The 15,185-nt window shown below is 69.9% G+C and carries 16 protein-coding genes; 8 read left to right on the top strand and 8 right to left on the bottom strand.

Annotation, left to right across the window (positions count from 1 at the left end; translation table 11 throughout):
* Positions 1-18: 18 nt before the first annotated feature.
* The 5 genes from Aiant_RS37970 to Aiant_RS46735 all read right to left on the bottom strand — a co-directional run bounded on the left by Aiant_RS37970 (position 19) and on the right by Aiant_RS46735 (position 3,101).
* Positions 19-600 (bottom strand): hypothetical protein, encoded by a 582-nt coding sequence (locus Aiant_RS37970; RefSeq protein WP_189331441.1) that lies wholly within the window; start codon positions 598-600, stop codon positions 19-21.
* Complete coding sequence (locus Aiant_RS37965) at positions 597-1,451, bottom strand: hypothetical protein (RefSeq protein WP_189331442.1); 855 nt, start codon at positions 1,449-1,451, stop codon at positions 597-599. The genes Aiant_RS37970 and Aiant_RS37965 overlap by 4 nt, the downstream gene beginning before the upstream one ends.
* Positions 1,448-1,822, bottom strand: coding sequence for a hypothetical protein (locus tag Aiant_RS37960; protein ID WP_189331443.1), 375 nt, complete (start codon positions 1,820-1,822; stop codon positions 1,448-1,450). The genes Aiant_RS37965 and Aiant_RS37960 overlap by 4 nt, the downstream gene beginning before the upstream one ends.
* Positions 1,819-2,451, bottom strand: coding sequence for a hypothetical protein (locus Aiant_RS37955; RefSeq protein ID WP_189331444.1), 633 nt, complete (start codon positions 2,449-2,451; stop codon positions 1,819-1,821). The genes Aiant_RS37960 and Aiant_RS37955 overlap by 4 nt, the downstream gene beginning before the upstream one ends.
* 152 nt (positions 2,452-2,603) lie before the next feature.
* The gene (locus tag Aiant_RS46735) at positions 2,604-3,101 is read right to left on the bottom strand and encodes a DUF309 domain-containing protein (protein WP_189331445.1); all 498 of its coding nucleotides are present in this window, start codon (positions 3,099-3,101) and stop codon (positions 2,604-2,606) included.
* 131 nt (positions 3,102-3,232) lie between these two features.
* Here Aiant_RS46735 and Aiant_RS37945 point away from each other — a divergent pair, with 131 nt between their 5' ends.
* Both Aiant_RS37945 and Aiant_RS37940 read left to right on the top strand, forming a co-directional pair.
* A complete protein-coding gene (locus Aiant_RS37945) occupies positions 3,233-3,757 on the top strand; it encodes a flavin reductase family protein (RefSeq protein WP_212846654.1) in 525 nt (174 codons plus the stop codon).
* 10 nt (positions 3,758-3,767) lie between these two features.
* Positions 3,768-4,964: a low temperature requirement protein A gene (locus tag Aiant_RS37940; RefSeq protein ID WP_189331446.1), complete on the top strand. Its 1,197-nt coding sequence runs from the start codon at positions 3,768-3,770 to the stop codon at positions 4,962-4,964.
* 136 nt (positions 4,965-5,100) lie between these two features.
* On the opposite strand, the gene Aiant_RS37935 is transcribed toward Aiant_RS37940, so the two are convergent.
* On the bottom strand, positions 5,101-5,358 hold the full coding sequence (locus Aiant_RS37935) for a DUF3040 domain-containing protein (protein WP_189331447.1): 258 nt from the start codon (positions 5,356-5,358) through the stop codon (positions 5,101-5,103).
* Between the two features lie 115 nt (positions 5,359-5,473).
* On the opposite strand from Aiant_RS37935, the gene ctaD reads away from it, so the two are divergent.
* Positions 5,474-7,243 (top strand): aa3-type cytochrome oxidase subunit I, encoded by a 1,770-nt coding sequence (ctaD, locus tag Aiant_RS37930; protein ID WP_189331448.1) that lies wholly within the window; start codon positions 5,474-5,476, stop codon positions 7,241-7,243.
* A gap of 62 nt (positions 7,244-7,305) precedes the next feature.
* Here ctaD and Aiant_RS37925 read toward each other — a convergent pair whose 3' ends face one another.
* Complete coding sequence (locus tag Aiant_RS37925) at positions 7,306-8,439, bottom strand: pyridoxal phosphate-dependent aminotransferase (RefSeq protein ID WP_229830220.1); 1,134 nt, start codon at positions 8,437-8,439, stop codon at positions 7,306-7,308.
* Between the two features lie 675 nt (positions 8,440-9,114).
* On the opposite strand from Aiant_RS37925, the gene Aiant_RS37920 reads away from it, so the two are divergent.
* From Aiant_RS37920 to Aiant_RS37905, 4 genes are all read left to right on the top strand, one after another.
* Positions 9,115-9,648 (top strand): GNAT family N-acetyltransferase, encoded by a 534-nt coding sequence (locus tag Aiant_RS37920; RefSeq protein WP_189331450.1) that lies wholly within the window; start codon positions 9,115-9,117, stop codon positions 9,646-9,648.
* Positions 9,649-9,880: 232 nt separating this feature from the next.
* Positions 9,881-10,999: an NAD(P)/FAD-dependent oxidoreductase gene (locus Aiant_RS37915; protein ID WP_189331451.1), complete on the top strand. Its 1,119-nt coding sequence runs from the start codon at positions 9,881-9,883 to the stop codon at positions 10,997-10,999.
* A gap of 124 nt (positions 11,000-11,123) precedes the next feature.
* Positions 11,124-12,053 carry an MBL fold metallo-hydrolase gene (locus tag Aiant_RS37910; protein ID WP_189331452.1) on the top strand — a complete coding sequence of 310 codons (930 nt, stop codon included), beginning with the start codon at positions 11,124-11,126 and terminating at the stop codon, positions 12,051-12,053.
* 77 nt (positions 12,054-12,130) lie between these two features.
* Positions 12,131-13,402 (top strand): M50 family metallopeptidase, encoded by a 1,272-nt coding sequence (locus tag Aiant_RS37905; RefSeq protein ID WP_189331453.1) that lies wholly within the window; start codon positions 12,131-12,133, stop codon positions 13,400-13,402.
* Between the two features lie 127 nt (positions 13,403-13,529).
* On the opposite strand, the gene Aiant_RS37900 is transcribed toward Aiant_RS37905, so the two are convergent.
* Positions 13,530-14,255: an SDR family oxidoreductase gene (locus tag Aiant_RS37900; RefSeq protein WP_189331454.1), complete on the bottom strand. Its 726-nt coding sequence runs from the start codon at positions 14,253-14,255 to the stop codon at positions 13,530-13,532.
* A 90-nt stretch (positions 14,256-14,345) separates the two neighbouring features.
* Here Aiant_RS37900 and Aiant_RS37895 point away from each other — a divergent pair, with 90 nt between their 5' ends.
* Positions 14,346-15,185 (top strand): LysR family transcriptional regulator, encoded by an 840-nt coding sequence (locus Aiant_RS37895; protein ID WP_189331455.1) that lies wholly within the window; start codon positions 14,346-14,348, stop codon positions 15,183-15,185.

Raw genomic sequence — 15,185 nt, 5'->3', positions numbered from 1 at the left:
AAGCCTCATTCCCTGCGGTCACCCTTCGACCAGGTCGTCGAGGACGTCGTTGCTGATCTCCGCGGCTGCCTTCGACAACGGCGCCAGATCAGTGTCGCCGACGGCCGGTCGCAGGCGGATGGTGCCGGCCGCGTTTCCGTAGCGGGTGCGAACCGCCACCGCGTATCCCTCGTCGGTGACGAAACCCATGTCGCCGACCGCGATCGGTGTCTTCCAGTACGCCCTCATCGCTCGCCACCCGGCGTCGGTGGCCTCCTGCCGCTCACTGATGACGATGGTCGCCTCGACCGTATTTCCCCGGCCGTCGGGAACACCCCATTTGCAGGCGATCACGGTGACCGGTGGATCAGACCAGTACTCGTCGGTCGGCGATCCGCTGCCTGCGACGCCGAGCGCCTTCGCGGCGCTACCGGTGAGCACCGGGCACTTGGTCGCCGGCCCTTTCCAGTGATGACTGGGCGGCGGCAACGACGGGGCCGACTCCATCGGGCCTGACGGCGCGGACCCGGACAGCGGCAGGTCGACCGGGGAAAGGTCGGGCTTGGCGCAGCCGGCCAGGAGCAGGGTGCCGGCAAGTCCGGTGAGGAGAATGCGTTTCATGATGATTTGACAGCCTCCGGCCAATGGCCCCCGCTGGGAAGGCCGGTGTGATCGCCATACTCCACGGCGAGCTCATTGATTCTTTGCAAGACGTCGGCGAGCCGATTCCCCAGGTTCGTCAGGTATCTGCCGAGTTCCTCGACGACCGTCCCGAAGAATTCGGACAGGTGCAACATCGCTTGCTGCGCTGCGGGAACATCGCCCGCCGCGGTCTCCGCGAGATCGGCCGCGGCAGTGGTCAGCGCGGCGAAGATCGCGTTGGCCTGCTCGGCGAGCCCGGTCACATATTCCGTGTTCGCCCTGGCCACGTCTGCCAGCCACAAGCTGGTCGCCTTGACCTTGGACACGACCGCGGTCAGCGCGTCGTTCTGGTCCTGGACCCGGGTCTTGAACGTCAGGTAGGCCGGCGTCCGCCACGAGTCGATCTTCCCGGACGCGGAGAGATCCGGTCCGATCTCGGACAGCGGCTCGTTCACCTTGGTCGCCCAGTCCAGGCCGACAGTGAAGAGCGCGAGCACCGGCGGCGAATGGGCAAACGCGTTCCGCAGCGCCCGGAGAATCTCCTCGACCCGGTCATGCGCCGTCGCCAGATGCCCCCGGAAGGCCGCAATGCCCTCCGAGCTCCCACCGGTGAACCATTCCAGAACCTTGTCCACCATCGGTTCTGACTCGAGGTATTGCTGGGTACGTGCCAGGAAGTCATCGGCCCCCACCACGAGTGCGTTCCACAGCAGATCAATGTCGGTGATTCCCTGCTCGACGGTGTTCATGGCGGTCTGGAACGCGGCCAGGGTCCTCGAGTCGAACGGGTGGTCGTCGATGCCGGTACTGCCCGGCGCCGGCTGCGTCATGCGGTCCGCCTCCAGGATGCGTTGGTGGCGATGTCGTCGAAGGTCTTAGCCGACGTGTTGTCCCCGTTCTCATATTCGTCGGCATTACTCGACAGGGCGACGGCCATCGCATCGAACTGGTCGGAGGCCTCCCCGAACAACCTGCTCAGCCAGCTGTGCATCGCCTCGTATCCGGCCTGGAGATCGGCCGCCGTGGCACGGCCGGAGACGTCAGTGACGGCGAAGGCGACGCTGTCCAGTGCGAGGAGCCGGGCCTGAGAGGCAACGACGGTCATCCGGTCGGCCAGGCCGAACCACTTCTTGGACTCCTCGCGGAGACCGTCGACTGCGACCTCGACCACATCCGGGTCGTACCAATCGAAGTCGGTCATGTCTCCTCCCGCCGCGGGAGGCGGATCCGCGCGGCGACCAGGGCGTCGCGGGCATCCGCGGCCAGTTCACTCCCGGACGCCGGATGCACTCGGTGGCTCGCCGACGCCGAGACGATCCGTGCACCGCGAAGGGTCACGACGAACAGTCCGCGTGGACCGGCCACCGCGCGTTCTCGGTTGCTGTCCCGATCGTCGATGAGACGACGCAGCGCCGCCATCTCGGCCGCGGCCTTTTCCGCCCGATACAGCAGTTGTTCTCCGGAAACCGGGGCGTAAGAGCGCGGGGACTCCGCTTCCCGCCGCGCTTCGGATCCGAAGATGTCGAACGGCACCCGGCGGCGCTGCAACAGCGCGCAGGCCAGCGCGGACTTCCTCTTGGCGAGGCTGAGCGCCTCCAGCACCGCGGCGCCGGACCGGGCCGGCCCGACCGCGTCCCACCAGCCGTCGAAGAACGCCACCCGGATCAACTCTCCGCCGAGGCCCACCACGCAGTACACCGTCCCGGAGGCATCCGCACCTTCGACGGACGACATTCCCGTGACCGGCTGTCCAGGGCGGATGTGAGCGACGGCGTCTTCCAAGTCGCGCCTGAAGCGTGCCACGTCGCGCTCTTGCGCTTCACTGATCACCGTGTACCGCCGATTCCCCGTCTCGTGCGGATGCCGAGACTCCATCGATCGCTCGGGATACCTGACACAGGTGGGTACGCCGCCGGCCTCCGGGCGGTTCACCGGCTCGGTCGAGGATGCCGACAGCGATGGGCGGTGAAGGCGGTCCCGGCTCAGGCCTCGGACACCAGGCGTGGGGCGAGGCGGTCGGGTGGGATCGGGGTGGTGGCGATCTGGGGGGTGAGGTCTCGGGCCCAGGTGGTCAGGGCGGCGACGGCGATGCCGTGGGGAGGGTTCTCGGCGTAGGGGGCGATGCGGTCGGCGGCTCGGGTCAGCAGGCGGACCGCGCCCACCTCGTTGCCCCGGCGTAGGTGGGTGATGCCGACCGCCAGCTGGGCCAGGCCCTTCCACAATTCGCGGTTGTCGTCGTCGCAGGCTTTCCAGGCGCCTTCGAGGACCTCGTGGGCGTGGAACGGGCGGCCGGCGTCGAGCAGGCGCTGGGCTTCGCGGAGTGCCTCGTCCGGGGGCAGCACCACATCCTCCGGGGTGGTCGGCACGCCGGTCAGGCCGTGGGGCAGCGGGCGGCCCAGGCCGTCGCGCGGGCGGGAGTTCTTCGCGCGGCCGGCGGCGTCCCGGTCGCGGACGATGCGTCCCGGGGACTCGGGTGACATACCAGTGGGCGTACCGGAATCCATGCTCACATAGTGCCTGAGCCGGCGGACGAGAAGGCGGGGCGAGGACCGACCGGAGTGATCAACAACGCTTTGACATGAAGTCGGCTTGAGGTTTTACCGTTCTGGCCGTGGAACTGGAGACGGTACGGGACTCGGGTGTCGGCGAGCGGATGAAGGGCGCGTTCCGCCGATACCCGACGGGCGTGGCGGTGATCGCCGCCGCCGGGCCGGACGGGCCGGTGGGGCTGACCGCGTCCAGCGTCGCGTCCGTCTCGGTCGATCCGCCGGCGTTGTCGTTCTCGGTCATGGGTACGGGCACCGCCCGGCTGCTGCTCGCCGCGCCGAGCTTCGTGGTGCACCTGCTCGGGACCCGGCACGCCGGGCTGGCCCGGGAGTTCTCGCACAGCGGCGGTGACCGGTTCACCGCGGACCAGGGCTGGAGCGTGCTGCCGACCGGCGAGCCGATCCTGGTCGACGCGGTCGCCGCGCTGCGCGGGACCGCCCTGCACCTGCTGCCGGTCGGCGGCTCGACGCTGGTCGTCGCCTCGGTGCTCGAGGTGTTCCACGGGCCGGAGGACCGGCCGCTGATCCACCATGCCCGGCGGTTCACCACCGCGGCACCCGCTAACGAGACGCGGGCCGAAACGCGATAGGTTCCGGTCCATGTCGGAATCGGCCGCGGAAGAGCGGCATGCCACCTGGCTGGAGCTCTTCTTCGATCTGGTGATCGTGGCGGCGGTGGCCCAGCTGGCGCACCTGCTGCACGAGCCGGACGCCCAGCGGCTGCTGATCTTCGGGATCCTCTACTACGCGATGTGGAGCGTCTGGACCGGCTTCACCCTGTACGCGAACGTGGCCGCCACCCGCATCCGGCTGGTCACCATGCTGGGCGCGATGTTCGGCATCGCGGTGATGGCCGCCTCGGTGACCCCGCTGGTGGAGGACGACCGGCCGCAGCGGTTCATCATCGCGTACGTCGCCTGCCGGATGCTCGCGATCGCCTCGTGGAAGAAGTCCAGCGAGGTGATGACCGAGTGGCCGGGCGTGCACCAGGCGGTCGGGCTGATCCCGTGGGTGGCGTCGCTCGGCTTCGAGGCGCCGGTCCGGTACTGGCTGTGGCTGGCCGGCATCCTGTTCGACCTCGGATACACGATTCTCGCCTCGCGGCACCCGGACCGGCTGCTCGCCGAGGAGCGTGAGGAACGCGATCGCCGGCAGCGCCGGTGGACGGCCCGGCTGTCCCGCCGTTTCGGGACCACGGTCACTCCCCCGGTGCTGCCCGAGCCGCACGCGGTCACCGCGGACCGGCCGCACCTGGGTGAGCGGCTCGGGCTCTTCGTCATCATCGTGCTCGGCGAGGCGGTCGCGCAGCTGGTGAACGAGGCCGCGGGCGTGACGCTCTGGTCGTACGAAACCTGGCTCTTGGTGTTGACCGGTTTTGGTCTTCTGGTGGCGCTGTGGTGGCTGACCCTGCAATACGGCTCGGCGGCCGCGCCGGTCTCCGGGGCCTGGATCCGGGCGCTGCGGGCGACCATGCCGGTGCACTATCTGACCACCGCGGCGATCGTGGCGATCGCGGCCGGGCTGGGTGGGCTGGCCGGTGAGGCCGAGCATGCGGACCCGGCGGTGCGCTGGGTGATGTGCGGCGGCGCGGCGGTGTACTTCCTGGTGGCCGGACCGCTCGGGATCAGCGGGGCGGCGCTGCGGTGGACGCTCGGGTGGGCGCTGCCGCCGGCCGCCGGCGCGGTGCTGCTCGGCGCCTTCGGCGCGCACCTGCCGGTCTGGGTGCTGGTCACCGGGCTGCTGCTGCTCGCGCTGTGGCAGGTCGGCTACCGCCGGATCCAGGCGCGTCTGCGCTGATCAGCGGCGGCCCCGAGCAGTTCGCCGGGCCCGGAGGTCGCGACAAGCGGCCGGCGTCCCGGAGGCGGATCGACGAGATCGCGGCGGGGTGGGCGTACCGTCAATCGCTCTGACCGGTCCGGAAGCGGACCGTGAGTCAGAAGCGGTGGCGGCAGAGCAGGACCACCATGATCACCGCGGCGGTCACGTTGATCGCGATCAGGACCGCCCGCGGGCCGAGGAAGAGCCCCAGGAAGGGCAGCGACAGGAACGCTCCCACGCAGAGCACCGACACGGTCGGAAACGGACACGCAGGCGGGCCGCCGGAGCGCATCCGCCGGGCGAACGCCGGATCGCCGGCGGACAGGTGCTGCTCGATGTCCGCGAGGACGCGACGATCTCTCTCCTCCAGCACCACTCTCCCCCTGCCGGATAAAAGAGGAATAGCTGATCTGGCACGAATTAACGCGCTAGAAGCCTATAACAGAGGGTGAGCATTAGTTCTCCGTATGTGCAGCCGAGGAGGCTGGATGACCACCGTCGCCGCGAGGCCGACCCCTGTCCGGCCACATCCGGTCCGCCGGCAGGTGAGAGGATCCGCGCTGGCCCGGATCCTGCGCACCACCGATGCCAAGCAGATCGGCATCAACTACATGGTCACCTCGATCATCTTCTACATGGTCGGCGGGATCATGGCCCTGCTGATGCGCGCCGAGCTGGCCCGGCCCGGGATGCAGATCCTCTCCCCGGAGCAGTTCAACCAGCTGTTCACCATGCACGGCACGGCCATGCTGCTGTTCTTCGCCACCCCGATCGTCTTCGCGTTCGCCAACTACGTGGTGCCGATCCAGATCGGCGCGCCGGACGTGGCGTTCCCGCGGCTGAACGCGTTCGCCTACTGGCTGTACCTGTTCGGCACGCTGATCGCGATGGGCGGGTTCGTGATGCCGGGCGGCGCCGCCGACTTCGGCTGGTTCGCCTACACCCCGCTGAGCGACTCGCTGCACTCGCCGGGCATCGGCGGCAACGCCTGGGTGGTCGGCCTGGCCATCAGCGGTCTCGGCTCGATCCTCGGCGCGGTCAACCTGATCACCACGATCCTGACCCTGCGCGCCCCGGGCATGACCATGTTCCGTATGCCGATCATGACGTGGAACATGCTGGTCACCAGCCTGCTGGTGATCCTGGTCTTCCCGTTCCTGGCGGCGTCGCTGTTCGCCCTGGCCGCGGACCGGGTGGTCGGCGCGCACGTGTTCGACGTGGATACCGGCGGGCCGATGCTCTGGCAGCACCTGTTCTGGTTCTTCGGCCATCCCGAGGTCTACATCATCGCGTTGCCGTTCTTCGGCATCATCACCGAGGTCATCCCGGTCTTCAGCCGCAAGCCGCTGTTCGGCTACAAGGGCCTGGTCGCGGCCACCATCGGGATCGCCGCCCTGTCGATGAGCGTCTGGGCCCACCACATGTACGCCACCGGCCAGGTGCTGCTGCCGTTCTTCAGCTTCCTCACCTTCATGATCGGCGTGCCGACCGGCATGAAGTTCTTCACCTGGATCGGCACCATGTGGCGCGGCCAGGTCAGTTTCGAGACCCCGATGCTGTGGGCGATCGGCTTCCTGGTCACCTTCCTGTTCGGCGGCCTGACCGGCGTTCTGCTGGCCTCCCCGCCGCTGGACTTCCACGTCTCCGACTCGTATTTCGTGGTGGCGCACTTCCACTACGTGCTGTTCGGCACGATCGTGTTCGCGGTGTTCTCCGGCATCTATTTCTGGTTCCCCAAGATGTTCGGCCGGATGCTCGACGAGCGCCTCGGGAAACTGCACTTCTGGCTCACGTTCATCGGCTTCCACATGACGTTCCTGGTGCAGCACTGGCTGGGTACGCGGGGCATGCCGCGGCGTTACGCGGACTATCTGCCGACCGACGGATTCACCGGCCTGAACACGCTGTCGTCGATCGGATCGTTCATTCTCGGCGCCGCGACGCTGCCGTTCCTCTACAACGTGTGGAAGTCGTACAAGGTCGGCACGGTCGTCACCGACCCCGATCCGTGGGGACACGGGAACTCGCTGGAATGGGCGACGACCACGCCGCCGCCGCTGCGGAACTTCGACACCATGCCGCGGATCCGCTCCGAACGGCCGGCCTTCGACCTGAAATTCCCGCACCTGGCGGCCGGTGAGCAATCACTGGCCGGGCCGCCCGAGGGCGGCGCCCGGCCACTGACCAGGGAGTCGGACGGCGGGGCGACCTATGCCGAGGACATCGCCTCCGACAAGGACCGCAAGAAGAAGCGCTGACGGTCGGCCCACGCACTCACGGTGCGTGGGCCGATTTTTTCGTACGCCCGGAGCGCGCCCGGTCAGGCGGATTCGTTGACCAGGGTGGTGATGCGGGTGATGCCCTCGACCAGGTCGGCGTCGCTGAGGGCGTACGAAAAGCGCAGATATCCCGGGGTGCCGAAGGCCTCCCCGGGGACGACGGCCACCTCGGCCTCGTCGAGGATGATCTCGGCCAGCTCGGCGGAACTGGCCGGGCGGCGCCCACGGATCGGGCGGTCCAGCAGATCCTGCACCGACGGGAAGACGTAGAAGGCGCCCTCCGGCTCGGGGCAGACCACGCCCGGGATCTCGTTGAGCATGCGGACGATGGTCCGGCGGCGGCGGTCGAAGGCGACGCGCATCTCGGCGACCGCGGACAGGTCGCCGGTGACCGCGGCGAGGGCGGCGGCCTGGGCCACGTTGCACACGTTCGACGTGAGGTGGGACTGAAGGTTGAGGGCCGCGTTGATCAGGTCGGCGGGGCCGGCCATCCAGCCGACCCGCCAGCCGGTCATGGCGAAGGTCTTCGAGACGCCGTTGAGGATCAGGGTGCGGTCGGCCAGCTCCGGAACGACGGCCGGCAGCGAGTGGAACTCGGCGTCGCCGTAGACCAGGTGCTGGTAGATCTCGTCGGTGACGACCATCAGATCGTTGGCGACGGCCCACTTGCCGATCTCCTCGAGGGCCGCTCGCGGGTAGACGGCGCCGGTCGGGTTGGACGGCGAGCACATCAGCAGCACCTTGGTGCGGGGCGTGCGGGCCGCCTCCAGCTGCGCGGCGGTGACCAGGAAGCCGGTGGACTCGTCGGTGGCGACCGGGACCGGCACGCCACCGGCCAGCAGCACGCCCTCCGGGTAGGTGGTCCAGAACGGGGCCGGGATCAGCACCTCGTCGCCCGGGTCGAGGAGGGTGGCGAAGGCCTGGTAGACGCCCTGCTTGGCGCCGTTGGTGACGGCCACCTGGGACGGCGCGACACCGTGCAGGCCGGCGATCGCCTCGCGGAGCTTGGGGAGGCCGCCGGCCGGGGTGTACTTGTGGGTCCACGGCTCGCGGCAGGCCCGCACGGCGGCCTCCACGATGTAGTCCGGGGTGGGGAAATCGGGCTCGCCGGCCCCGAATCCGATCACCGGGCGACCGGCGGCACGCAGCGCCTTCGCCTTCGCGTCGACGGCCATGGTGGCTGATTCGGCAATGCTGGAAATGCGTTCAGAAATGCGACCCATAACCAGGATCCTGCCAGGCGGAAGGGCACCTGGACAACCAAAATGATTTGCTGTTCAGCGCGGTTTTCACCGGCGTTTTTTCAGGGAGCGGGTGTTGATGGCGCCAGGTTGCCAGCGAGCCGCGGGCTCGACACGGTTCGGTTGCCGACTGCCGGGCGGCGGTCACCGGCGTGCGGATCGGGCACACCGTTCCCAGCGGGCGGGGTGTGCGGAGCCTGCCGTTCGGGCATCCCGATCCGGACCTGCCCCGCGATCAGCAGGCGCCGCGGTCCACCCGAACGTCATCGCGGAGCGGGCCGGCGGCATCGAGCGGAATCGGTCCGTCACGCCCTGGGCGACGTCTCTGGAGATTGCCAGGGCGCTGGCCATTCCCGCGGTTGTCGCGGTCATGGCAAATAGAGCGGGTACCAGATATTCCCCATGATTTCCGCCGCCGCCCTGGCGCTGAGAAAAATGTATTCAAAGCACTGTCGAGTCGCGCAGCACGCCGCCCTTCCTCGGGCACGGCGCGACGGCCGGTCAGGTACGTCATCGACGGCTGGGCGGCGCAACCCGCGAATTTCTGGCGAGCCGGCACGGCGTTGACCACCACGGCCACCGCATCCCTTTCTCGGTAGGTTGACCCACATGGATCAACAGAACGTCACGCTGAAACCCGCGAGCGAGGGCGAACTCTGGATCTTCGAGAGACAGTCGGTCGAGCCGGACGCCGGCGGTATCTTCAACTGGTCCGGCTTCCGCAATTTGGCCGGGACCAGGCGGCGCCTGACCGAGGACGGACTGATCAGCGCCGACGGCGGCTGCCTGATCGTGTGGGCCGAGGGCACCGCGACCGGCACCGTCTCCTGGCGCCGGGTCCACTACGGCACCCCCACCCCGAGCTGCTGGAACATCGGCGTGCAGATCCTGCCGGAACACCGCCGCAGAGGAATCGGGACCGAGGGTCAGGCACAGCTGACGCGCTACCTGTTCGACACGTCGCCGGTCCACAGGGTCGAGGCGCACACCGATGTGGAGAACGACCCGGAGCAGCGGGCCCTGAGCCGCATCGGTTTCGTGCGGGAGGGCCTGCTCCGGGCGGTGCAGTTCCGTGAGGGCCGCTGGCGCGACATGTACCTGTATGCGATGACCCGCGAGGACTACAGCGGCGTCCCGTGGTAGGGACAACCTTCATCGTCGGCGACGGCTTCGCGGTGTACCGGGGCCCGTCCGGCGACGCGGCGTCGAGGTTGCCGATGCTGCCCGCCACCACCCGAGTTCCTCGGTCGGCCGCGGTGAAAGCGGCCGGATCGACGCCGAGCGCGCTCAGTGCCCGCAGATCCGGGGCGAAGACCGCCGGCCGGAGTGACCCAGGTCACCGTCACACGCCGGACAGGGGCGGTGTCTGATGGGCATGACAGCACATGCGCGTACCGAAATCGTGGTCCTGGGCGGCGGCTACGCCGGTCTCGCTGCCGCCCTCCGCCTCGCACCGCAGCACCGGGTGACCCTGGTCGAGCCGCGTGAGCGGTTCGTCGAACGTGTCCGGCTGCACCAGGTCGCCGCCGGGCAGGCCGGAGCGGTCCACCCGTACGAGAAGATTCTGGCCGGTACCGGGATCCGGCATGTCACGGGCCGAGCGGCCCGGCTCGATACGGCCGGCGGCCGGGTCGAGGTCGAGACGAACGACGGGCAGCACCTCGACCTCGGATATGACCGCCTCGTCTACGCCCTGGGCAGCCGGACCAAGGTTCCCGCGCTCGTCCCCGCCACGGCCGGCACCGGCACGACACGGGTGTACAGCGCGGAGACCGCCGCCGACCTCGCCACCCGCATGGCCGGGCGCAGCGGCAAGCGGAACGGACGGCTTGCGGTCGTCGGTGGCGGGCTGACCGGCATCGAGATGGCCACCGAGCTCGGCGAGGCGCACCCGGACTGTGAGATCCGGCTGCTCACCGCCGGCAGCTTGGCCGCCACCCTTTCCGAGCCGGCCCGCAGGCATCTGCGGTCGACGCTCGATCGTCTGGGCGTCAGGGTCCAGGAGGACGCACCCGTGGAGGATCCGGACGAGGTCGACGCCGATGCCGTGCTCTGGTCAGCGGCCATGACGCCGACCACCGGACTGGCCGCCGAGGCCGGGCTGGCGCTCGATGAGCACGGCCGAGTCCGGGTCGACGCGGCGCTGCGGTCGGTCTCCCATCCAGAGATCGTGGTGGCCGGGGACGCCGGGGCCGGATGGCGGATGGCCTGTGCGACCGCCATGCCGACCGGGGCACACGCCGCCGGCACCATCCTGCAAGAGGCCCGCGGTGCCGCAGCCCCACCGTTCCGCCTGAAGTATGTGCTGGTCTGCATGAGCCTCGGCCGGTCCGACGGGCTCGTGCAGGTGCTGCACACCGACGATCGGCCGCGGGATCTGGTGCTGACCGGCCGCCCGGCGGCGTGGGTGAAGGAACGGATCGTGAGCAGCACGATCGGCCTGCTGAGCTATGCCGCCAGGCATCCCGCCGCACTGAGGACGCTGCTGTTCTGACGGCGGGCTGACCGGACCCCTTTGTTCATTGACAACTCAACAGTGACACCGCACGGCGTCGGAGCGGCAACTGTCCGTCGTGGCTCCGCGCTCGCGGTCGATGATCGGGCGATAGCCTCGCGCCATGAGCGAAGACGTGGCGAAGCAGGCGGAACTGGTCGAGGTACGGCCCGGCATTCACGCCTGGGTGCAGCCGGACGGATCGTGGTGGCTGAACAACGCGGGCGCGATCACCACGGCGGCGGGGCAGCTCGTGGTCGACACGTGCGCCACCGCCACCCGGGCGCGGCGGTTCCTGGACACGCTGGCCGATACCACCGGCCAGGCGCCGAAGCTGGCGGTCAACACACATCAGCACGGCGACCACACGTACGGAAACAGCCTACTTCCGAGCACGACCACGCTGATCGGCCAGGAGAAGATGCGCGAGGGCCTGCGGGTCGACCCGATCATCGACGGCTGCCCGCCGTTCTGGAGCCCGGTGCCGGACTGGGGTGACGTGGAGCGGCGCCTGCCGGATGTCACGATCACCGACGCGCTGACCGTGCACCTTGGTGACAAGCGGGTCGAGCTGCGGCACCCGGGTGGTCCGGCGCACACCACCGGCGACCTGATCGCCTGGGTGCCGGACGATCGGGTGCTGTTCTCCGGTGACCTGGTCTTCGCCGGGCTGACGCCACTGGTCTTCATGGGTTCGGTGCCGGGGGCGCTGGCCGCGGTCGACTGGCTGGCCGGGTTCGGGCCGGAGGTGCTGGTCCCGGGGCACGGTCCGATCCTGAGCGGTGCCGAGATCGAGCGGGTGCTGGAGGAGCACAGGCGGTACTACGGGCTGGTTCTGCGCGCCGGCGCGCATGGGGTCGAGCAGGGTCTGTCCCCGCTGGAAGCGGCCCGCACGGTGGACCTGGGCGAGTTCGCCGGGTGGGCGGACGCCGAGCGGATCGTGCTCAACCTGCACCGGTACTACGCCGACCACCAGGGCACGGAGCTGGATCTGATCGCCGCGTTCTCGGACGCGGTCGCCTACAACGGCGGGCCACTGCCCACCCGCGTCTGACCCGGTACTCGAATGCGGTGGGCCGTTTTGTCGGACGGAGGCACCTAGACTTCGGGCCGACAGAGGGAGGGTTCCGCATGATCTGGGGTCTCGGTGCCGTCATCTTCCTGCTCGGGTTGATGCTGTCGATCGCGCTGCACGAGGTCGGCCACTTCGTGCCGGCCCGCCGGTTCGGGGTGAAGGTGACCCAGTGGATGGTCGGCTTCGGACCGACCGCCTGGTCCCGGCGGCGAGGTGAGACCGAGTTCGGCATCAAGTGGATTCCGGTCGGCGGCTACATCCGGATGATCGGGATGCTGCCGCCGTCGCCCGGCACCCCGCCCGGCAAGGTGCGCCAGTGGTCCACCGGACCCCTCCGCTCGATGATCGACGGCGCCCGTGAGGCCGCCTGGGAGGAGGTCGGGCCGGGCGACCAGGGCCGGCTGTTCTACCAGCGGCCCTGGTGGCAACGGGTGATCATCATGGGAGGCGGGCCGGGGATGAACGTCGTGCTCGGCTTCGTCTTCCTCTCCGTCGCTCTGACCGGCATCGGCATCACCACCGCTCAGCCGGTCGTCCAGCAGGTGCAGGCGTGCGTCCTGCCGGCTGCTGCGGGGCGCAGCGCCTGCGATCCGACGGTCCAGGTCACTCCGGCGGCCGTGGCCGGGCTGCGGCCGGGCGATCGGATCGTCTCCTACGACGGTGCGCCGATCCGGTCCTGGACGGAGCTCACCGATCGGATCCGCACCGACGGAGGCCACCGGATCATGCTGACGGTCGAGCGGGACGGCGCGACCCTCAGCGTGCCGTTGACCTTGGCCAGCGTCGAGCGGGATGCGCAGAGCGTCGGGTTCCTGGGGGTCCAACCCACGTTCGCCCGGCAGCGGATGAGCCCCGCCGAGGTGGCCGGGCTGGCCGGCACCGTGAGCCGGGAGGTCGCGACGAGCGTCTTCCGACTACCGGAGCGGATGGCCGGGATCTGGCGGGCCGCGTTCAGCGACGCGCCTCGCTCGGTGGAGAGTCCGATCGGTGTGGTCGGTGCGACCCGGCTGGGCGGCGACGTGGCCGCGGCCGACCTGCCGGTCACCGACCGCGTGGTGATCATGCTGCAGCTGCTCGCCTCGTTCAACATCGCGATGGGCATCTTCAACCTGGTCCCGCTTCTCCCTCTTGACGGCGGCCACATCGCCGCGGCGCTGCTCGAGGGACTCAAGCGCGGCGTCGGCCGGCTCTTCGGACGCCGCCTGGACCGCCCGGTCGACGTCGCCAGGACCATCCCGTTGACCTCGGCCGCCGCCCTGGTCATGGTCGCGATGGCTGCCCTGCTGGCCTATGCCGACTTGGTGAACCCGATCCACTTCGGCAGCTGACCCGCCAACTGCCGAACACCATCCGGCGGGCGCGCGAGTCCACCGGCCGCGCCCGGCCGTCCGCAGAACGGCCGAGCACGGAACAGCCGGCCCCGGACCGGCCGGACACGCGCCGCCGAACGGCGGATTACCAGGGGATGGGGCCGTCGTCGTCGAAGAAGGCGCCGGTGGGGCCGTCGTCGGGAAGCGTCGCGAGCCGGATCGCCGTGGCGGCGCCCTGCTCCGGCGTGCGATACCCACGGAAGCCGTTCAGATCGGTGGCGCAGTAGCCCGGGCAGGCCATGTTGATCAGGATGTTCGTCTCCGCGAGTTCCTTCGCGTACTGGATCGTCACCGCGTTCAGGAACGTCTTCGACGGCGAGTATGCCGCGGAGATCGGCCCGACCTCCGATCCCGGGACGCTCTGCCGGGTCAGCGACCCGACCGTGCTGGACATGTTGACGATCCGCGGGGACGCGGACCGGCGCAGCAGCGGCAGCAGGGCGTTGGTGACCCGGATGACGCCGATGACGTTCGTCTCCACCACCGCCCGGATGGTCTCCGGGGCGACCAGGGTCGGCTCCTGCGGCCTGCCGCCGGTGATCCCCGCGTTGTTGACCAGCACGTCCAGGCGGCCGAACCGTTCCTCGATCAGCCCGGCGGCCGCGCTCACGCTGGCATCGTCGGTCACGTCGAGCGGCACGCCGAACGCGTCCACCCCGGCCGCCCGCAGTTTCGCCACGGCGGTTTCCCGGCGTTCCGGGTCGCGGGCGCCGACGCCCACGGTCGCACCGAGGGCACCGAGGCCCGCCGCGATCTCGTAGCCGATGCCCTTGTTCGCGCCGGTGACCAGCGCAATCGTTCGTTCGCTCATGTCACCGATCCTGTCCGCGTCCGGACCGGAGCTCCAACACCGATCAGGTCGCCCTCGATACCCGCAAGGTATCGGCGCTAGCCTTGCCGCATGGAGACGCGGGAGCTGCGGTATTTCGTCGCGGTCGCCGAGGAGGCGCACTTCGGCCGGGCCGCTCAGCGGCTGGGGATGGCGCAGCCACCGCTGTCCCGGGCGATCAGCCAGCTGGAGCGGCGGCTCGGCGTCGAGTTGCTGGAGCGCACCAGCCGTGGGGCGACACTCACCGAGGCCGGCGCGGTGCTGCTGCGCGAGGCGCGGGCGGTGCTCGACGCGGTCGAGGCGGCCGAGCGGCGCACCCGCCGGGCCGCGTCGGCGGGGCCGGGGCTGGTCCTGGTCGCCAAGGCAGGCGCGTCCAGTGAGCTGCTCGCCAAGCTGCTGGACGCCTATGCGAGCGAGCCGGACGCGGTCCCGGTCGACGTGGTGCTCTGCGGTGTCGCCGAGCAGGAGCGGCTCCTGCGTGACGGCCGGGCCGACGTTGCGCTGCTGCACCGCCCGTTCGACTCCACGGCCGGTTTCGACATCGAGGAGCTGGGCACCGAGGGTCAGGTGGCGATCCTGCCGAGCGGGCATCCGCTGACCGTCCGGGACCACGTGCGGATGGCCGACCTCGAAGACCTGCCGGGTCTGCCGCTCCCCCGCTGGCCGTGCCCGGACGGCACCTATCCGGACGGCCCCGGCCCCCAGATCCGCGACCAGACGCAGCTGCTCCAGCTCGTCTCGCTCGGCCGCGTCTGCGTCGTCGTCCCGGAGTCCGCTCGCGCCCAGTTGCACGACGGCCTGTCCGCCATCCCGGTCCTCGACGCCCCGCTGGTCACCACCGTCATCGCGTGGCCCCCGCACAGCCGATCCCGCGCCCTCGCCGCCATGGTCCGCACCGCAACGCGCCTCTGA

The sequence above is a fragment of the Actinoplanes ianthinogenes genome, assembly GCF_018324205.1.
Lineage (GTDB): Bacteria > Actinomycetota > Actinomycetes > Mycobacteriales > Micromonosporaceae > Actinoplanes > Actinoplanes ianthinogenes.
Note: the sequence above shows the minus strand (reverse complement) of the source record. Positions and strands in the feature narration are given on the sequence as shown.